The organism is Sulfurimonas sp., from assembly GCF_047622445.1.
GTDB lineage: Bacteria > Campylobacterota > Campylobacteria > Campylobacterales > Sulfurimonadaceae > Sulfurimonas.
In genome coordinates this window covers 1-18,439 of record NZ_JBLHOE010000067.1, presented here as the reverse complement: position 1 = coordinate 18,439, position 18,439 = coordinate 1, and the positions used below count along the sequence as shown (strand labels likewise).

Sequence of the window (18,439 nt, the reverse complement as noted above, 5' to 3'; positions counted from 1 at the left end):
TGTACTACTTTTTAAGTGGTTACACTGCTAAAGTTGCTGGAACTGAGCGTGGAATTACTGAGCCGGTTGCAACTTTTTCTGCTTGTTTTGGTGAAGCTTTCTTACCACTTCACCCAACTGTTTATGCAAAACTTCTTGGTGAAAAGATTGATGAGCATGGTGTAAATGTTTATCTTGTTAACACTGGTTGGACTGGTGGTGCTTATGGTGTTGGTAAACGTATGAGTATCAAAAATACACGTGCTTGTATCAATTCTATTTTAGATGGAAGTATTAACAACTCTGAGTTTGATACAACGAGAACATTTAGACTTAAAGTTCCAAAAACTCTAGGTAACCTTAAGCCGGAGATATTGAATCCTCGTAATGCTTGGGGAGATAAAGAGTTATTTGATAAAACAAGAGATAATTTAGCAGATATGTTTATTGCTAATTATAAAAAATATCAAACTGGAGAACATATGGATTATGCTCCTTATGGACCAATAGTAGGAAGCTAAAACTTTTCAGACACACTAAGTTCCCTTGCTTCGCTTGGGAACTAATTTATTTTTTTACTTTCTTTTTCGTCGCCGCTTCCATATAAAACCATAAACTACCGCCCATTACAACTAAAATAACTGGAGCAATCCAAGGTTTTTCTCCTATAAGTTCTGCTAAGTCCATTAATGGTTTTCCAGAATAATAACTTCCAAGTCCTACAACTAATGCCCATACAGCTGCACTAAAAACATTTAAAATAGCAAACTTTTTAAAGTCGTACTTTGTAAGTCCAATTGCGATAGGGATAAGTGTTTTAATCCCATAAACAAATTTTTGAATTAAGATAATCCAAGATCCATATTTTTTCATCATAATGTGTGAGAGTGCAAGTTTACGCCTATGTTTACGTAACCCTTCCATCATCATAGTTTTTTGGTATCGTGCCATATAAAATAAAGCAATATCTCCAAGTGCATTAGCAGTGAATGCAATAGCGATAGAGGTAGTTATATCCATTTTACCCATGTAGGATAAAACTCCGGCACCAAGAAGTGCTACAAATCCACCTCCAAAAGAGTAAAGAAAAAGTCCTATATATCCGTATGTTGCTAAATTGCTAAAAGTATCTTCCATTAATTTTAAATCCTATAATTGTTTTATTTTCATAATCTCATCACGAAGACGAGCGGCTTCTTCAAAGTTTAGCTCTTTTGCAGCAGCTTTCATTTTGAGCATCAACTCTTTTGTAATTGATTTTTTTTCTGATGCCGGCATTTTATCGCGTTTTTTATGTTTTTGGTATAAATCTCCATGATCATCAACTTTTAAATTCTCATCGAGTTTTCTAATGGTCGTTGTTGGAGTAATACCATGCTTTTTATTATGTGCTTCTTGAATTGCTCTTCTTGAAGTTGTTGTGTCTATTGCTTTTTGCATTGACTTAGTAATTTTATTGGCGTATAAAATTACACGACCATTTTCATTTCTCGCACCACGACCTATAGTCTGAATAAGTGCAGTTTCACTACGTAAGAAACCTTCTTTATCAGCATCTAAAATTGCGACTAAGCTTACTTCAGGTAAATCTAAACCTTCACGCAAAAGATTAATTCCAATGAGCACATCGAATTCGCCAAGACGTAATGCACGGATAATCTGATTTCTCTCGATAGTATCGATATCTGAATGCATATACTGTACTTTAATACCTAAATCTGCAAGATACTTCGTAAGAGCCTCCGCCATTTTTTTTGTCAAAACAGTTAGTAAGATACGCTCATTTTTAGCAGCAATTTTCACTATTTCATCATGTATGTCTTCCACTTGGTTATCAGATGGCTTGATTTCTAAAATAGGGTCAAGTAATCCCGTTGGGCGAATGATTTGTTTTGCAATTACACTTGACATTTCAAGCTCGTAAGGAGCTGGAGTAGCTGAAACAAAAAGATAATGTGGAGCTTTGTTAATGTATTCATCTGCCATTAAAGGACGATTATCAAGTGCGGAAGGAAGTCTGAATCCATAATCAACTAGAACCTCTTTTCTAGCGCGATCACCTGCATACATACCACGGTACTGAGGAAGTGAAACATGGGATTCATCAACAATTATAAGGTACTCATTATTTCGCTGAGCTAAATAATCTAGTAGTGTAAATGGTGCTTCACCAGGTTTTTTGTTTGTAAGCAGACGAGAGTAGTTTTCAACTCCCTTACACATACCCGTGGTTTGAAGCATCTCTAAATCAAACTCAACTCTTTGTTTGAGACGTTGATATTCTAAGAGTTGTCCTGTTGTGGTAAAGTGCTTGAGTCTATCATCAAGTTCATCTTCTATACGTTTGATTGCACGTGACATTTTTTCTTGACTTACACTAAATTGTGAACATGCATAAATGGTGAAGTCTTTATGGTCTTCAAGTTTTTTGTTATCTATGACTTCAAAAGTATAGATAGCTTCTATTTCATCACCGAAAAATTCTACACGGATAGCTTCTTGTTCAAAGTAGGGTGGATAAATGTCTAAACTTTCACCGTTTACACGAATGTGTCCAGAATCAAAGTAGGAGTCATTTCTACTGTAGCCCATTTCAACCAGACGAAGTAAAAGTTTCTTTTGGTTTATTGAATCTCCAACTTCAAGCGCTTGAACCATATTTAAGTATTCTTCTGGATCTCCAAGACCATAGTTAGCAGATACCGAAGCGATAACAATAACATCATCATAAGAGAGTAGGTTAGCAGTAGAAGATAGTCTCATACGTTCGAGTTCGTCGTTTATAGCAGAGTCTTTCTCAATGAAGAGATCTTGACGAGGAATGTAAGCCTCAGGCTGATAATAATCATAGTAAGATACAAAATACTCAACATGCGCTTTAGGAAAGAACTGACGGAACTCACTATAAAGCTGAGCTGCTAAAGTTTTGTTATGAGTCATAATGATAGTAGGCATCTTCACATTCTCTATAACCTTAGCCATAGTGTATGTTTTACCGCTACCTGTTACACCTTCAAGTGTTTGGTAACGATTCCCTTTTAGAATAGAATCAGTAAGTTCTTTTATGGCTGTAGGCTGGTCTCCCGCAGGTTCAAAATCAGAATGTGCTTTAAAATCAGGTTTATTTTTCATTGATGGAATTATAGCAAAAAGGTGCTTTAATGTGTTATATTACTTGTTTTTTTAAAGGTGTGGCTTTGAAACGGCTGCCGAAGATACGTATTAAATATACATAATGTTTTTTGTTCTAAAGAGGGTCGTATAGTAAAAGAATTTGGAGAGTGCTATATAAAACCTGATTTACTTTTGATTTATTTGATTGAAGACAACACTTTAATATTAGTTGATATTGATTTGCACAGTGAAGATTGGCTTTTTAATGGTATTATTTACTCTACGTTCAAGATATTATTTAATAAAAAAAAGGTTAGTAAATGATTAACAAAGAATTACTATTAAGCAGAATTCAAACTCCAGATGGTACTTTTATATGTTCGAGAAGTCTTAATGACTTAGGTGAACATACTGACAAAAATGGAAAATACTATGGAATTGAGGGTGGTTTAGCATATCAAAGAATTTTTTATGATAAGAAAGATTATATCGATGCATCAATATACACTACTGATGATTTTACTATTATTAGAGAAAATATTGTTTGGGACACTTATGGAATTGACGGTAATGATGAATTGAAACATGTCAGAATTAAAGATCTTGAACTTGATCACATTGAAAATATTCTTTTACTTCCTTCTTTATCTATGGTATTTGAAAATATGCTTTTATCCGAAATCGAATTTAGAAAATAGTATATTATTTTTTAAGTATGATATGTAATTAGTGGTTGGAGAATATTTTTGATATTTCAGTTACTTCTGAGAGAGATGATGAAAAGTGTTTTCTCTGTATTGACTGTAAATTATTTCATCAGATACACAGAGTCCCACAAGTCTTTCAACTCTCATATAAATTTAAAACTTAATCGTTAGGGACAGTATTAAATTCTTCTTCTTTATTTTTAAACCACTTTACCATTTCTTCCGGTTTTTGCATAAGTTCTTTTACTTCATTCATTACTTCCAGGTGCGCTGCATCTTCTTGGAGAAACATTTCCATACCGTGTCTCTTACTCAATCCTACCATATCTTCAAAGGTTTCGGCTTGAAATACTTCATCACAAGCCCCACCTAGTTGTTTACAAGTCATTGTTTTCATACGTTTCCTTCTTATATATTTTCATTATAGTAAACTACTCTTAAACTCAAAATAAAGCTCATTCACTACAGTTTTCTAGCACTCTTTGAGACCCAAAAAATTAGGCCTCACTTTTATCTTGTTAAACCTTAAAAAGCAGAATTTTCGTGAGTTGGTTCCTCATGATTAAGACCCCAAATAACCTTATCTAGGCCTTCGGCTTGATCTTCTTCTGAGACACGAAGTCCAATAGTGTTTTCAAAAATTAGTGACAATATCCAAGCTGTAACAATACCAGCACCAAGACATGTTGCAACACCAGCCAATTGCATAATTAGGCTAATTTCACTTCCTTGAAAAGCATAAAGTCCTTCTTCTATACCTACATAACCACCACGTAATGTACCGGCTTTTACCAAGCCAACCATGATAAGACCATAAGCACCAACACCACCCATCAAAGGTAGTAGCTTGTGATCATCAATACCACGCTTCTGAAGTAACTCATAAATCACATAAGCAATGATTGGAGCACCCATAGCGACAAGAAACGTCTCCCACGGAAGATAAACATCTAAACCACCAGCACCAGCTACATAACCCCCTAACGGGCCAAATAACAAGTAACTGAACTTACGAGTTGAGTAAGCAATAATAGCACCCATAATCGCGCCTCCAGCCCATGCTGCAGCATAGTTATTTAAGGCGATGCCGACACTTGTAGTAGCCATAGTCACACTAACAGCCAAAGCACCTGGATCAAAGAAGAACATACATGAGAGAATAATCATTGGTAAACCAGCAAAAACCGTCATAATACCGACAGCTATCATTGCATTGTTTTGTGGATGATATTCATATACTTTTGGATGTGGTTCGAACATACCTGGTCTAGCACCAAGCTTGGGAACAAAAACCATAGCCATACCGGCAGGAAATAAATAAACAAAACCAACACCGAAGAAGTCGTGAAAACCTAATACAGTCAATGGCCCAACCGAACCCCACGTCATCCAGCTAAGTATAGAAGATACGATAGCTGCAACAAATGCCGTTATGTAGTATGCTGATGCTTTCATTCGTTCTGCAACTGCAAAATGTAATAAAACATTAATAATACCAGCAAAGATAGCTAGGAAAAAAATGAAAATCTGAAAGTTGTTTATTCCAGGAAATACAGCAGGATCAACATTTTGAGCTAAGGAATTCGAAAGCGTACCACCAGCCCACCAGTCTTTAATACTGTCGGTTAGTGTAGCACCTTCCATAATGTAGTACTGAGATGCCCAAAAAGCGAAACCAATCAAAAAATAGGCTGCGAAGCCAATGAAAAAACCGACAACTTTTTCGATACCTGAATTAAAAGAGTGTTGTGTTCGAGTACCACCGATATCTATTAGAAGAAGGCCCACTACGACGAAGATAGCCCCGACTACGCCCGAAGCGTAAACGAGATTTTGTAAGAGCTGGCCAACGCTAACCTGCTCGGCAAACACTGTTGCTGTTTCTATTGACATAAAAAAATTCCTTTGTAATTGCTATAATTTATTATTAATCTTGTTCTTCTAAGCTTATGAAATCAAGTGCCATAAAACTCTCTAATGAATCATCTTTAATAGCTAACCAAGGTGCAGGAAGCTGTGTTGCTAATGTGCCCGTAACAGTTGATGCATAAGATCCTTCTCTAAAGGCCATAATATCTGTTTTCTTATCTTGTAACCACTGCTTGAACATCTCACCTTGTTCTTCAATCGCAAACTCAGGGTAATTTGTTTCTTTATGAAGATCACGTATATAGCTTCCCTGAAAGTCAATATTGTCAATTGAGCTTTTGAGATCAGCATGACGGACTAACCAATGCTGCATGTTTTCAAGACGATCTTCAGCCTTAGGTAATTGAATTCTACCAAGCATAAAATCGCGAGCATACCAAGCTTGAACATCAAACATATTGAATGTGTAATACTGATCTTGCATGCCTAAATACATCATTTTAGGGTTTTCTTGGAAGAAAATCCCTTTGTATAGATGATCAGGATATAAACAGTTATGTGTCTGTAAACGCAATGCATCAGGTAAAAATGGAAAATGAAATAAATAACCCGTACACATTATTACTGAGTCAAAGTGCTTACTGGTACCGTCTGCGAAATGGGCAGTGTTACCATCAAAGTGCGTTAATAAAGGTACCTCGTCCATGCCCTCTGGCCAATCAAAGCCAATAGCGCTAGTACGGTAACTGATAGTCACTGACTTAGAACCATATTTATAGCACTGAGAACCAATATCTTCTGCAGAGTAACTTCCACCAACAAGTAAAATGTCTTGATTTTCAAACTCTAATGCATCTCTAAAGTCATGTGCATGGAGTACGCGTCCTGAAAATTGTTCTAAGCCTTTAAAATGTGGCATATTTGGTGTTGAAAAATGTCCTGTAGCAACTACCACATAGTCAAACAGCTCAGTTTCTTGTTGTCCCGTTTTATGATTCATGACAGTTACTGTGAAGAGTTCAGTGTTTTCATCATAAGTTACCCATCTGACAGGGCATTCAAATCTGATATATTTAGCAATGTCCTCTTGATCGATTCGACCCATTATGTAGTCTCTTAAAACCGCACGTGGAGGATAAGAAGGTATTGCTTGTCCGAAATGTTCATCAAAAGAGTAATCAGAAAACTCTAAACATTCTTTGGGTCCGTTCGACCATAAGTAACGGTACATACTACCATGAACGGCTTCACCATTTTTATCTAATCCCGCACGCCATGTATAGTTCCACAAACCACCAATATCACTTTGCTTTTCGTAACATACAATTTCAGGTAAATTTTCAACTCCTTCTTGACGTGCTGCCTCAAATGCTCGTAACTGAGCCAATCCGCTGGGTCCTGCTCCTAATATTGCTATTTTTTTATTTTTCAAAATTATTCCTTTGTTAAAGTATAATCCAGATTTGATACAAGTTTTGAGCCATTATAATATCTCTAGAAAATTCCAGGGGATAGAATACTTAAGTATTCCACTCATTATTTCTACCCTTGGTCCCCGCTTTTACGTTTTGTAATCAATTCCAATTATGATTCCACTCTATCATAAAACTCTTGATATCACAAGGTAGTCCAGTCCTTGTTGTTTCTTTTATTAACTTTATTTTAGTATCTTCTTGTAAAAAAAATTTAGGGCACCTCTAAAAATAACTTTTCGATTTAATTAAAAAAATGAGTGATTATTTTCTACTTTTTCTTATAATTAAGCAAATAAAACTCTTGTAAATTCGCTACCATTCATCAAGCTTTTTAGTTGAATTATTTCAGTCGTGTGGGTTAATCTTGAAACTATTTTCTTGAGACCTTTACTTGCTTCTAGATTAGGTCTCATAGTAATATCTTTAAAGGCTTTGTATAAGCCTCTCTTAGTATCTAAGATTACGCTTTGAATAGTGTATCCAAATTCAATAAGCTCTTCTTTTAAATATATATAATCTTTAACTAGTTCACTCTCAACATTCTTCCAAGTTAGCATCTTTTTAGATTCAACATCCACTGTATATTCATCTCTTTACTTCATTATATTTAGGTTACCATTCCAGGTTTTGTTTTCTCCGTTTGTAGCATCTTAAAGTTTTCATTACTTGGCGTACCAAATGGACATGATGCCAATAATATTTGTCTGTTCATTTATTGTGATTGGCTCATAATAAACTCCCTATTTTAGTTACTTAGCATTTAACTGGTTCAGTAGCTTTTGTGCAACCAATTCCGCACTTTGTGGATTTTGTCCCGTAATAATAAGTCCATCTTCAACTGCAAAGGCATGCCAATTATTGACTTTTTGATAGTCACCACCGCGTTTGATTATTTCATCTTCAAGTAAAAAAGGCACTATGTCTATTAATTGCACCGCTGCCTCCTCGCCATTAGAGAATCCTGTAATCGTTTTGCCTTTAATTACATATTCGCCAGAACTATCTTTAACATTTAACAAGACCGCGGGAGCGTGACATACTGCAGCGACAGGTTTATTAGCTGCAAGAAAACGTTCTATTAATTGAATAGAATCGCTATTCTCTGTTAAGTCCCATAAAGGACCATGCCCACCTGGATAGAAAACAGCATCGAACTCTTCAACATTTGCTTCAGTTAAAACAAGTGTATTAGCTATCGCTCTTTGCGTGTCACTGTCAGCGTAATAGCGCACCGTTGAAGGTGTTTGATAATCATTTAATTCACTCGTAGGATCGATTGGCGCTTGACCACCTGATGGCGAGGCTAATACCACCTCTATACCAGCATCTTTAAACGCATAATATGGAGTAGCGAATTCTTCTATCCAAAAGCCAGTCTTTTTACCTGTGTTACCTAATTTAGCATGTGATGTTAAGACCATTAATATTTTTTTACTACTCATTTTTGCATCAGCCATTGCACTTGTAGTAAAAACTGATCCTGCTACCATTGCAGCTAGTAATAATGAAGTTATTTTTTTCATTTTGATTCCTCTTTCCATTTTAGTTTTTTTTACGATTACTATTTTTTATAAAATAAACTTTTTTTAGTTATTTATAAAATTTCTTTTTAATATTTCTTGAAAATCTGATAATTCATTTTCAAGATTCATATCACCTTTAAATATATCATGAACAGAATATGTTTCTAGTGGTTGGGCTCCACAAAACTGAAATGTTTTATGCGTAGCTATATTTGCTTCATCTAATGATAAACCATCAAAGAAACCTTTTTTATCAGAGAATTCACTTGTTGGGCAATTGTAAGTGAGTGAAAGCATGTATTTCGTTCCTTGCATAAGACCTCCACTACCATAGCGTTTAGAAGCATCTGCTCTACTTCTACCATCATTCATGTACAAGCCATTATGATCACCTGCAGAAAAAATTTCATCTATATATTTTTTTGTAATCCATGGAACACCCATCCAGTAAACAGGATATTGCATCAATATATAATCAGCCCAAACAAACTTCTCAACTTCTTCTTTTATATCATAATCACTCTCAACTACACTATGTTTTACATTAAAGCTATTTTTTCCAAAGAATTCAGATGCAGCATTTATATAGCTTTTTGTTAGATTACCCTCTGCAACTTCGTCGTATCTTTGATGCCCATTTATTATAAGTACATTTTTCATTCTGATTTTCCTTTTATGCTTTTTCTAATATTTCAATGATAGTTTCTTTTGAGTACAACTCACTCATCCCCCAAACATTTGCGGTAGCATTTGCATTTGTCGCTAATTCTTTTATCCCATCTCTTGTAATATTTAATTCTTTTAATGTTGTCGGTGCTCCAATTTTACTAAACCAGCTTTCTAGTTTTTCTATCCCAACATCTGCATCATCACTGTTAAAAATCTCTTTTGCAAATCTTTTAAACTGAGCTTGATTTTGTTCTTTGTAGTATTTCATCCATGCTGGAATCACAACTGCTAGTCCTGCTCCGTGAGCTACATTGTATAAAGCAGAAAGAGAATGTTCTATCATATGATTTGGAAAATTACCACCCTCAGTACCTGCAGGTGTTAAGCCATTTAGTCCTTGTATAGCTGCCCATGCAAATTCAGCTCTTGCATCATAATCATTTGGATTTTCTAACAATATTTCTGTTGTTTGCATAATAGTTTTAATGATAGATTCAACAATGGCTGAATTAAAATTAGGATGTGTGCTAGCTGTAAAATATACTTCAATACAGTGAGATATCACATCAACTGCTGAGTATGCTAAATATTCTTTACTAACTGTTGCCATAAGTTCTGGGTTAATTACCGAAATTAGGGGATTTATTAAAACCGAAGCTATTGAGTACTTTTGTTTTGTATTTTCATTTATAATTACAGAATTTCCATTCATTTCACTTGCTGTTGCTGAAAGTGTCATAACGGTAAATACAGGTAGAGCTTCTAAAATTTCGGCTTTATTAATAAAAAAGTCCCAAACATCTCCATCATATTTAGCTCCCGCTGCAATTGCTTTTGCACTATCAGCAACCGAACCTCCACCAACAGCTAAAATAGCTTCAATATTATTCTCTTTGGAGAGGGAGATTCCTTCATTTACTTTACTAAGAAGTGGATTACTAACTACTCCTGAGAGTTCTTTAAATTCTATATTGCTTTTATTCAATGAGATTATTATCTTCTCATAAAGACCATTCTTTTTAATACTTCCTGTACCATAATGTAATAACACTTTTTTAATACCTGCTTGCGCCAAGTATTCACCAATGTTATTTTCTTTCTCTTTTCCAAATTCTATTTTTGTTGGATTATAATATGTAAAATTGTTCATCTTTTGCCTTTTTATTTATTCCATATGGAGAATAATATACCTAATATACTTAAATATACCTTACGATACTTTAGGTAAGTAATGAACAATTAAGTTATTAAGAGCTATAATTGTATTCATAAAAGGATACCTATGTATTATATAAATGACAAAGAATATAAGTGCTCCGTTTCAGTTACAATGGATATATTCAATGATAGATGGAAATTAGCAGTTATCTGGTATCTACTTGAATCTGATAAAAGATTTAAAGAATTAAGTGAATCTATACATGAGATTAGTCAAAAAACTCTTACAATAAAGTTAAAAGAGTTAGAAGAAAAAAATATTATTAATAGAGAAGTATTTGCAGAAGTTCCACCTAAAGTTGTTTACTCACTAACACCTATCGGCTTAAAATTAAAACCTGTACTAAAAGAGATGTTTGAATGGGGTAGAGAATATGTTAAAGAAAATGGAAAGATTACTGATGAAGATATTTGTGATGGCAGTTTTTGTATGAATTAATTTATTGAGTGTCTTTATTATTCAATGTATATTCTTTATTTGAATATAATTACACTTTAGTCGCTTTGGAGTACATATGATTGATGAATTTACTAATAGTAATTCTATAGATACGATTTCACATCTTATTCAACTAGCAGTCGCCCCTGTTTTTTTACTTGCTGGAGTTGCCGGTGTTTTAAATGTTTTAGTAAATCGCTTATCTCGCATAATCGACAAGTCTGAAAAACTGACAGAGAAGCTAGAAGCCCACAGAGAAGACAAATTGATAGATAAAAAATCAAAGCTTATAAGAGTACAAAGAACATATATGTCACTTCGTATTACGAATATGAACTTTGCCATTTTATCTTGTACTCTGACAGGCCTTTTAATTGCTTTAGTTATTATGATTATATTTTTAAGTGCTTTCTTTGATTTTAATGGTTCTAATGCTATATCAACACTATTCATTATGGCAATGGGATCTTTTATTATTGCTTTATCTCTGTTTTTAAAAGAAATATTTATGGCTTATAAATACTTCAAGGGTAGGTTTAATTTGCCCTTATAGGTTTTCACTTCAATTGTAAACGGATTTAGCTATACTGGTTTTTACTTAAATATAATTCTCAGTTTGGTAATAATCATAGTATAAACAACGTTCAATTATCAAAATTATTGTAACTATATAATTAAGGAATTAAAATAATGCGTATATTAATACAAATAGGTACACTATGTTAAAAGGTATAATCACATTATTATTATTTCAATTTTTAGGGGAATGTATATCAAAGTTATTTGAGCTATTAGTACCTGGACCTGTCATAGGGATGGTTTTATTACTCATTTTCTTAATAATTAAAAAAAGTAGTTTTGAGAGTTTAGATAATGCTGTTTCTCTTCATTTAAGATACTTACCATTACTTTTTATTCCGGCGGCTATGGGTATCATAACCCAAGTAGATATTTTATCAAAAGAATTTTTAGCTATTAGTGTTTCTTTAGTATTTGGTACAATCATAGCCTTAGCTTTTTCTGCAAAACTTATGGACTATTTGACTATCAGACAAGAGAATAAAAAATGAATTTTGATGCGTTAGGGCAGTATATAGCAACTTCACCATTAGTTTGGTTGCTTTTGACTCTGGGATCATTTAAACTTGGAATTATTATATATGAAAAATTTAATAAAAATACTTTATTACAACCAATAATCATATCTTACTTTGTAATTATGAGTGCATTATTAATAACAGGTACTTCTTATAAAGAATATTTTAAAAGTGTTGAAATAATTCATTTCTTTTTAGGTCCAGCAACGGTAGCCCTTGCCTTACCTTTATATAATAACTTAACGCATGTAAAAAGTTTATTTTTCCCTATAGTAATTACCCTCTTAGTTGCAGGAGTGTTTTCTATTGTTTTAGCAGTATCTCTTTTATGGCTTTTAGGCGCTGAGTTACCTACAATATTATCAATGACTACAAAATCCATAACTGCTCCGATTGCCATTATTACATCAGAGCAAATAGGAGCTATACCTTCTTTAGCTGTTGGTTTTGTAGTTATTACTGGAATTATAGGTGCATTGTTAGGCACTAGTATATTTAAAATGTTAAAAATTAAACATGATACTTCAAAAGGATTTGCACTTGGAGTTATATCTCATGGAATTGGAACAGCAAGAGCAATAGAAATAAGTGAAAAAGCAGCAGCCTTTTCTGCACTTGCGATGGGACTAAGTGGGATTGTAACTGCTATTTTCCTGCCTATTATAATTCAATTTTTTAAATAACTTAATGGTTAGAGTATATAAATTTGAGATTAAAAAGACATTTTCTTAAAGTCATTAACACCTTTTTGAGTTAGTACAAGAGTAAGACCATCTTCTTGTACCTCAATATATCCATCTTTATTAAGTTCCCTTATTGCTATTTCCAATGAGTTTTCTTGTTTTGAAGTTAATTTTGTCAAAATATTTCTAACCACATCTTCTTTACTCATGACATAACCTACATGATTATTTTTTTTAAACCAGTTACTAAACATCTCTTTGACTTGATTTTTGTAACTAACCTCTCCATTACTTTTGGGGGGAGACTTTCTTTTTTTATTATGGGGAGTCTTGGCTTCACCGGACTTATCTGACACTTTATAATTTTTAGTAGGAGCTGATTTCATCTTGTACCTTATAATTGTAGTATATTTATTAGTTTGCCATTATCACATAATATTACTTATATTTATTATAATAAGTCTGGAAGCTGATGAAAATTGAATTAGTCCCCTCAACACTAGATACATTACTCTCTTGACTAAGCTTCATATATCTCAAGATTTGAGTGATTTATTACAATATCTCGTGGATCTCATAAGGAAGCTTCTCATTCTTATTAAATATCCAACGCTTGGTGCTTAGGTTGTCTAAAAAAGTTTGATCATGAGTAATGAATACTAACGCCCCTCCATACTCTTTTAAAGCACTCTCCAGAGACTCAATAGAATCTAAGTCCATATGGTTGGTTGGCTCATCCAAAATAATAAGTGAAGGATGTTTTAAAAGCCCTTGCGCTATTAAGAGTTTTCTTAGCTCTCCAGGACTAGGAACCGTACTGTAAAGAAGAGCTTTTGCATCGGATCCTAACCTCTGTATAAGGGTAAAAAGTTCACCCTTTTCTTCACTGCCAAGCTCACTGACATTCTTGAAAAGTTGTTCTGCCTCTTCATCAGTAATCTCTTGAGGGATATACAGGTATTCATGTTTAAAATCCACTTTATCTACAAAATAGCGAATAAAACTACTTTTCCCCGCGCCATTCTCCCCACTAATACCTATCTTTTCACCGACATCTATCGATAAGCTTGGAAAACAAAGCTCTGTGCTCTCAAAGAGAGGGATGCAGGATCTCTCGACTGCTATTGGGAAATTATGTTTGGATATTTTTCCCTCAAAGCTGACACCTGTTGCATATTCTTTTGTAAGCGTACCCATTTTTTCGCTGAGTTGACGCTGTTTAGTCACGGTACGCTGAAGATTCTGTCCATCGTTTTTGTCTTTACCTGTAAGAATCGCGCCGTTAATCTTCTCTTTTTCGGAACTGTTAGATCTTCCAACATTTTTTTTTGAGAATTTCTTTTTAGTAAGGGAAACTTGTTCTCTTTGAGCCTGGATAACTTTACTTAGCTTTTTAAATTCATCTTCTTGCTCGCCAAGTACTTTTTTCTTATGAGAAAGGGTCTGTGTATATGCCGCTTGTGCTAAAGAAAAACTTGTTCTATATTTTAAGACTTCACCGGCTTTAATCATGATTGTATGTTGAGATAGTGCATCTAGTAGTGCTCTATCATGACTTACTAAAATACCGATGCCCTTATAGCTTTTGAGTGCGTCTATCACAATAGCTTGTGATTCTTGGTCAAGATGGTTTGTTGGTTCATCTACCATCAAGACGTCACTCGGAGTAGAAAGTGCAACTGCTAGCTGTAGACGTTTACGTTCACCATGACTCAACACGTCCCATGCACCTAACCATGAATCTTCAACTCTTAATAGGTCTCTCATTTTAAATGCTTCTTTGGTATAAGTACACATAAACTCTTCAAGCTCAGTAGGTGCAAATTCTGTACTTTGCGCACAATAGACCACAAGATTATTACCGCCAATCATCCCTTTTTCTGATTTGAATTCTTTTAAAATCAACTTTAGAAGGGTACTTTTACCTGATCCGTTAACACCAGTTACAGCATTCCAACCTTCTTCAATGTCAACATTTATCCCACTAAAGATTGGTTCAGCTGCACTTGCATATTTATAGAATAAATTTCTAATTTTTAAACTCTTAATAACAAGCCGTCCTTTTTGAATGTATTATAAAGAATTTTTAGGTATACCTATAAAAAAACCTTGTCCATAATCTATGCCCATATCTTTAACCATATCTAAAACGGCTTGAGAATGAACATACTCAGCAATTGTTTTTACTCCAAGTTTTCTTGCAAATTGAACAATTGTTTCGACAACAAGTCTAGAGTTTTTATCGCTATGGATATTCTTAATCAGTTCACCATCAATTTTAATTATATCGACATCAATCTTTGTCATATGTATAAAGTTTGCATAACCACTTCCAAAATCATCAATAGCAATTGTAACCCCTAAGGATTTAACATAATTAAGGAATTTTTGGATGATAGGATCATTTTCAAGTTCTTGCGTTTCCAATATTTCAAATGTAAGCTGATGTGCGATGCCATACTCTTGTATCTTATCATAGATATATTGCACTGTCTCTTTGTTAAATATATCGTCAAAATCTAAATTTATACTAAAATTTTTACCATTCTCTTTAAAAATAGTAAAACATTTGTTTATCATGATCTTGGTAATTTCTGGATAGAGTTTAATTTTTTGAGCAACTGGTAAAAATACACAAGGAGCAATAATACTATTATCTTCTTTTATTATTCTCGCTAAACACTCATATTTTTCTATCGCACCACTTTTTAAATCAATGATGGGTTGATAAAATGGAGAAAGATTATTTGTTGCAATAGCTTTGCGTAGTGCATCGGCAGTATTTAAATTTTCTTCATAATGTTCTGGAAGCATCATTTCTGGCGTATAGAAAATATAACTTTTATTTGTGCGTTTGGCATGATTTAAAGCCATGTCGACCTTACTTAAACATGTACAGTCTTGCGCGATTAATACTGCTGCCATTGTTGCGGTAATTTTTATAAGATTAGTTTCATAAAAAAAGTCTGTTTTTTCTAGAAGAAAAAGAAATTGTTTTATTATGAATTCGATTTGCTCAATAACTTTTCCCTGTAAAATAACTGCAAATTCATCAGATGGCAGTCTATACACTCTAGCACCATATTCCATAGCTTCATTTGAGATAATTGATGCGAACTGTTTTAGAATTATATCTCCAGCAATATGACCATAAAAATCATTAATGATACTAAATTCGTCAATGTTAATTAATATAAGAATTTCACCGATGTTTTTTTGTAAATCATCAAGTAATTTCAGGCGATTTGGAAGTTTTGTTAAATTGTCATAATACGCTTGTTGGTAAATATTATCTACTTGTTTTTTGATGCGATTTTCTAGTGTTTTATTTAATTCGTCGAATTCATTTGAAACGGCATTTGCAAGATGTGAAATGGCATGGAAATGATTTATTTTAAAATTATTTTCTTCTGCAAGTGCATTTTTAATGTTTATAATAGAAGGATCTTCGCTTTCTGAAAGTGCAAGCACTGTCATGGTTTCATTAAGAAGTTGCGTCTTGTTTTCTGAATGAAAAAATTCTCCATAGGTAAAAAAACCAGCAGTTGGAGCAAGGTTAGCAAGTGATACAAGTTCTTTTTCTATATTATGTCCCATAAATAGACGTCTAGCCATACATGAATAAATAAATATAGATTCAATCTTTTTTGGCATTTTTTCAATCAACTTACGCATATTATAATTTAAACTTCGTAGTATCATGTCTAGATTTCCTACGCCAAGTCGAACGATGGTTCCCTCTTTAATATTTCCTGCAAATGTTAGTGAACCATCTTCATGTTTTGATAAAACAGCACGACCGATCATCATATCCTCACGATACATAATTAACGGAAATTCTATGCCAATTTGTGGTAATTGTAATGCTAGCTCTTCTCCTAGATATTTTGCATAAGTATCAACAGCAGACAGTCCATTAATCTCATAGACTCTATTTTTAATAGATTTTGTTATTGTGAGTTTTCTTCCTAGTGGCATCCAGTCAAAACTATAATCAGTTCTTACATGAAGATTGCTACTATTGAGAGCAACTGTAACTGCACCATGATCGCTGATAGTGGTATTGTCGAAAATATATGTTTTTACTAAGTTTCCATTATCACCTGCCATCCCTCCTGATATTACGATATTAGGATGTAGTTCACTTAATCCATTAACATACTCTTCACCATTTGTATGAAGGCCATCAGAAAAGCTTATCAGTACTTTAGTATCTGTTTCAACTAGTTCTTGTGCTATTATCTGTCCCATTTTAAAACTACTGCAATGCGTCTGGTCTTGCGTCACAAATTTTGATTTAATTCGTGTCTTATAAAAAAGTGTAAAACTAATAACATTAACTTCTTTGTTATATACATTTGCCTTTTCTATTGTGCCGTCTGATGTTGCTCCAATCAATAGGGCATTAGGTAAAAGAAGTGTTAATTGTTTTTGATAATTTTTAATGATTTCTATATCAGCAGTACCTATAAAAAGTTGTATAAGTAAATCACAACTATTTAAAATAGTATTTTTATTAATTATATCATTAAGCTCTACGAGATTAGAAAAAGATTCAACTATTGTTTTCATAACGCATTCTACTTTATAAAACTAAACTTAAAGCTTAAATATAATAAGAGTATTTAACAATTATCAAAATCATACAAAAATAGGCTTTGAGAAAGTATTTTAGTAGACTCTATTCCTTCCATTATTCTCAGCTTTATAAAGTTGTTTATCTACTTGTTTGTAAAGCTTCTCTATTGAATTATTATTCGCATCTAGTTGAGCTGTACCTATACTAATGTGTTATTTTAATATTTTCATAAACAAATTCTTTGTTTTCAATAAAAATACGTATTTTTCTGCGATTATTTTTGCTCTATCAAATGATGTGTCATTGAGAAAAATTGTAAATTCTTCGCCACCAACAAAGGCAAATATGTCGCTCTCTCTCATTGTTTTTTCTATTTCTCTTACAACAGAAATTAGGATGGAATCTCCTGCTTGATGCCCGTAAGTGTCATTTATATTTTTAAAATAATCTATATCAAGCATTAAAAGTGATAGAGGCTTTTCTTCTCTTAGTGCTATTGAAATTAAATGTTGAGAATTTCTTTTCAGCAAGAGAAACTTGTTCTCTTTGAGCCTGAATAACTTTACTTAGCTTTTTAAATTCATCTTCAGCTTGCGATTCTTGATTAAGATGCTTTATTGGTTGATCTACCATTAACACATCACTAGGGCTAGAAAGTGCAATTACAAGCTGTAGACGTTTACGTTCGCCATGACTCAACACGTCCCATGCACCATCAGCTCTTAATAGATCTCTCATTTTAAATGCTTTTTTGATATTGAGATAATTAATGAAAGTGGAATTTTATAGTAATTATTGACACGGGATTGTTTTTTTGGAGGGAAGGGGATCGTATCGAGTACTTTGAAATTAAATTTTATGAAGAGAGGTATCCTCTCTTCATTGTATATACATTTCTAAAACTTATTCTACAACACCCTCAACATCTCCGGCTTTTCTATCTTCCATTGATATTTCAGGACGTGATGGCTGGTTATTATCAGCATTCTCTTCTATTTTATATACGTCATTTCCTTCGAAATGTGCTCTATTAGCATCATCATATGGGAGATCCCATACAATACAGCCATCTGTCGGGCATGCAGCC

At 33.5% G+C, this 18,439-nt stretch carries 20 protein-coding genes and 2 pseudogenes; 7 read left to right on the top strand and 15 right to left on the bottom strand.

Annotated elements, in window-relative coordinates:
* The coding region (locus ACI9TV_RS13185; RefSeq protein ID WP_415251278.1) for a phosphoenolpyruvate carboxykinase (ATP) at positions 1 to 500 on the top strand (500 nt) is incomplete at its 5' end.
* 46 nt (positions 501 to 546) lie between these two features.
* Here the strand turns inward: ACI9TV_RS13185 and ACI9TV_RS13180 are convergent.
* Together ACI9TV_RS13180 and uvrB are read right to left on the bottom strand one after the other, a co-directional pair.
* The gene (locus ACI9TV_RS13180) at positions 547 to 1,116 is read right to left on the bottom strand and encodes a DedA family protein (protein ID WP_415251277.1); all 570 of its coding nucleotides are present in this window, start codon (positions 1,114 to 1,116) and stop codon (positions 547 to 549) included.
* A gap of 12 nt (positions 1,117 to 1,128) precedes the next feature.
* Positions 1,129 to 3,111, bottom strand: a complete 1,983-nt coding sequence (gene uvrB, locus ACI9TV_RS13175; protein ID WP_415251276.1) for an excinuclease ABC subunit UvrB — start codon at positions 3,109 to 3,111, stop codon at positions 1,129 to 1,131.
* A 96-nt stretch (positions 3,112 to 3,207) separates the two neighbouring features.
* Here uvrB and ACI9TV_RS13170 point away from each other — a divergent pair, with 96 nt between their 5' ends.
* Positions 3,208 to 3,417, top strand: coding sequence for a type II toxin-antitoxin system YafQ family toxin (locus ACI9TV_RS13170; protein ID WP_415251280.1), 210 nt, complete (start codon positions 3,208 to 3,210; stop codon positions 3,415 to 3,417).
* On the top strand, positions 3,414 to 3,791 hold the full coding sequence (locus ACI9TV_RS13165) for a hypothetical protein (protein ID WP_415251275.1): 378 nt from the start codon (positions 3,414 to 3,416) through the stop codon (positions 3,789 to 3,791). Before ACI9TV_RS13170 ends, ACI9TV_RS13165 begins: the two co-directional genes overlap by 4 nt.
* A gap of 169 nt (positions 3,792 to 3,960) precedes the next feature.
* Here the strand turns inward: ACI9TV_RS13165 and ACI9TV_RS13160 are convergent, their stop codons facing one another.
* From ACI9TV_RS13160 to ACI9TV_RS13130, 7 genes are all read right to left on the bottom strand, one after another.
* Complete coding sequence (locus tag ACI9TV_RS13160) at positions 3,961 to 4,197, bottom strand: hypothetical protein (protein ID WP_415251274.1); 237 nt, start codon at positions 4,195 to 4,197, stop codon at positions 3,961 to 3,963.
* Positions 4,198 to 4,325: 128 nt separating this feature from the next.
* Positions 4,326 to 5,588 carry a hypothetical protein gene (locus tag ACI9TV_RS13155; protein WP_415251273.1) on the bottom strand — a complete coding sequence of 421 codons (1,263 nt, stop codon included), beginning with the start codon at positions 5,586 to 5,588 and terminating at the stop codon, positions 4,326 to 4,328.
* A gap of 139 nt (positions 5,589 to 5,727) precedes the next feature.
* Complete coding sequence (locus tag ACI9TV_RS13150) at positions 5,728 to 7,101, bottom strand: NAD(P)-binding domain-containing protein (protein WP_415251272.1); 1,374 nt, start codon at positions 7,099 to 7,101, stop codon at positions 5,728 to 5,730.
* 327 nt (positions 7,102 to 7,428) lie between these two features.
* Positions 7,429 to 7,722, bottom strand: coding sequence for a hypothetical protein (locus tag ACI9TV_RS13145; RefSeq protein WP_415251271.1), 294 nt, complete (start codon positions 7,720 to 7,722; stop codon positions 7,429 to 7,431).
* A gap of 171 nt (positions 7,723 to 7,893) precedes the next feature.
* Positions 7,894 to 8,667, bottom strand: a complete 774-nt coding sequence (locus ACI9TV_RS13140) for a type 1 glutamine amidotransferase domain-containing protein (protein WP_415251270.1) — start codon at positions 8,665 to 8,667, stop codon at positions 7,894 to 7,896.
* A 63-nt stretch (positions 8,668 to 8,730) separates the two neighbouring features.
* Positions 8,731 to 9,327: an NAD(P)H-dependent oxidoreductase gene (locus ACI9TV_RS13135; protein ID WP_415251269.1), complete on the bottom strand. Its 597-nt coding sequence runs from the start codon at positions 9,325 to 9,327 to the stop codon at positions 8,731 to 8,733.
* Between the two features lie 13 nt (positions 9,328 to 9,340).
* Complete coding sequence (locus tag ACI9TV_RS13130; RefSeq protein WP_415251268.1) at positions 9,341 to 10,486, bottom strand: iron-containing alcohol dehydrogenase; 1,146 nt, start codon at positions 10,484 to 10,486, stop codon at positions 9,341 to 9,343.
* A gap of 132 nt (positions 10,487 to 10,618) precedes the next feature.
* Here ACI9TV_RS13130 and ACI9TV_RS13125 point away from each other — a divergent pair, with 132 nt between their 5' ends.
* From ACI9TV_RS13125 to ACI9TV_RS13110, 4 genes are all read left to right on the top strand, one after another.
* Complete coding sequence (locus tag ACI9TV_RS13125; RefSeq protein WP_415251267.1) at positions 10,619 to 10,993, top strand: winged helix-turn-helix transcriptional regulator; 375 nt, start codon at positions 10,619 to 10,621, stop codon at positions 10,991 to 10,993.
* Between the two features lie 76 nt (positions 10,994 to 11,069).
* Positions 11,070 to 11,546 carry a DUF2721 domain-containing protein gene (locus ACI9TV_RS13120; RefSeq protein ID WP_415251266.1) on the top strand — a complete coding sequence of 159 codons (477 nt, stop codon included), beginning with the start codon at positions 11,070 to 11,072 and terminating at the stop codon, positions 11,544 to 11,546.
* 166 nt (positions 11,547 to 11,712) lie between these two features.
* On the top strand, positions 11,713 to 12,063 hold the full coding sequence (locus tag ACI9TV_RS13115) for a CidA/LrgA family protein (protein WP_415251265.1): 351 nt from the start codon (positions 11,713 to 11,715) through the stop codon (positions 12,061 to 12,063).
* Positions 12,060 to 12,773 carry an LrgB family protein gene (locus ACI9TV_RS13110; RefSeq protein WP_415251264.1) on the top strand — a complete coding sequence of 238 codons (714 nt, stop codon included), beginning with the start codon at positions 12,060 to 12,062 and terminating at the stop codon, positions 12,771 to 12,773. Before ACI9TV_RS13115 ends, ACI9TV_RS13110 begins: the two co-directional genes overlap by 4 nt.
* A gap of 29 nt (positions 12,774 to 12,802) precedes the next feature.
* Here ACI9TV_RS13110 and ACI9TV_RS13105 read toward each other — a convergent pair whose 3' ends face one another.
* The 6 genes and pseudogenes from ACI9TV_RS13105 to ACI9TV_RS13080 all read right to left on the bottom strand — a co-directional run.
* A complete protein-coding gene (locus tag ACI9TV_RS13105; protein WP_415251263.1) occupies positions 12,803 to 13,159 on the bottom strand; it encodes a hypothetical protein in 357 nt (118 codons plus the stop codon).
* A gap of 169 nt (positions 13,160 to 13,328) precedes the next feature.
* Positions 13,329 to 14,765, bottom strand: a complete 1,437-nt coding sequence (locus tag ACI9TV_RS13100; protein WP_415251279.1) for an ATP-binding cassette domain-containing protein — start codon at positions 14,763 to 14,765, stop codon at positions 13,329 to 13,331.
* Positions 14,766 to 14,846: 81 nt separating this feature from the next.
* Positions 14,847 to 17,345 (bottom strand): EAL domain-containing protein, encoded by a 2,499-nt coding sequence (locus ACI9TV_RS13095; RefSeq protein ID WP_415251262.1) that lies wholly within the window; start codon positions 17,343 to 17,345, stop codon positions 14,847 to 14,849.
* A gap of 99 nt (positions 17,346 to 17,444) precedes the next feature.
* Positions 17,445 to 17,882, bottom strand: a pseudogene (locus tag ACI9TV_RS13090) (GGDEF domain-containing protein).
* On the bottom strand, positions 17,806 to 18,090 hold the full coding sequence (locus tag ACI9TV_RS13085; RefSeq protein WP_415251261.1) for a hypothetical protein: 285 nt from the start codon (positions 18,088 to 18,090) through the stop codon (positions 17,806 to 17,808). Before ACI9TV_RS13085 ends, ACI9TV_RS13090 begins: the two are co-directional and overlap by 77 nt.
* Positions 18,091 to 18,255: 165 nt before the next feature.
* Positions 18,256 to 18,439 (bottom strand): annotated as a pseudogene (locus tag ACI9TV_RS13080) (hypothetical protein); the annotation flags it as partial.

Excerpts from the sequence above, each read along its gene's own strand:
- ACI9TV_RS13110 (WP_415251264.1), top strand. The coding sequence starts at position 12,060 with ATGAATTTTGATGCGTTAGGGCAGTATATAGCAACTTCACCATTAGTT.
- ACI9TV_RS13130 (WP_415251268.1), bottom strand. The coding sequence starts at position 10,486 with ATGAACAATTTTACATATTATAATCCAACAAAAATAGAATTTGGAAAA.
- ACI9TV_RS13140 (WP_415251270.1), bottom strand. The coding sequence starts at position 8,667 with ATGAAAAAAATAACTTCATTATTACTAGCTGCAATGGTAGCAGGATCA.
- ACI9TV_RS13160 (WP_415251274.1), bottom strand. The coding sequence starts at position 4,197 with ATGAAAACAATGACTTGTAAACAACTAGGTGGGGCTTGTGATGAAGTA.
- ACI9TV_RS13125 (WP_415251267.1), top strand. The coding sequence starts at position 10,619 with ATGTATTATATAAATGACAAAGAATATAAGTGCTCCGTTTCAGTTACA.
- ACI9TV_RS13115 (WP_415251265.1), top strand. The coding sequence starts at position 11,713 with ATGTTAAAAGGTATAATCACATTATTATTATTTCAATTTTTAGGGGAA.
- ACI9TV_RS13180 (WP_415251277.1), bottom strand. The coding sequence starts at position 1,116 with ATGGAAGATACTTTTAGCAATTTAGCAACATACGGATATATAGGACTT.
- ACI9TV_RS13095 (WP_415251262.1), bottom strand. The coding sequence starts at position 17,345 with ATGAAAACAATAGTTGAATCTTTTTCTAATCTCGTAGAGCTTAATGAT.
- ACI9TV_RS13135 (WP_415251269.1), bottom strand. The coding sequence starts at position 9,327 with ATGAAAAATGTACTTATAATAAATGGGCATCAAAGATACGACGAAGTT.
- ACI9TV_RS13105 (WP_415251263.1), bottom strand. The coding sequence starts at position 13,159 with ATGAAATCAGCTCCTACTAAAAATTATAAAGTGTCAGATAAGTCCGGT.
- ACI9TV_RS13120 (WP_415251266.1), top strand. The coding sequence starts at position 11,070 with ATGATTGATGAATTTACTAATAGTAATTCTATAGATACGATTTCACAT.
- ACI9TV_RS13085 (WP_415251261.1), bottom strand. The coding sequence starts at position 18,090 with ATGAGAGATCTATTAAGAGCTGATGGTGCATGGGACGTGTTGAGTCAT.
- ACI9TV_RS13165 (WP_415251275.1), top strand. The coding sequence starts at position 3,414 with ATGATTAACAAAGAATTACTATTAAGCAGAATTCAAACTCCAGATGGT.
- uvrB (WP_415251276.1), bottom strand. The coding sequence starts at position 3,111 with ATGAAAAATAAACCTGATTTTAAAGCACATTCTGATTTTGAACCTGCG.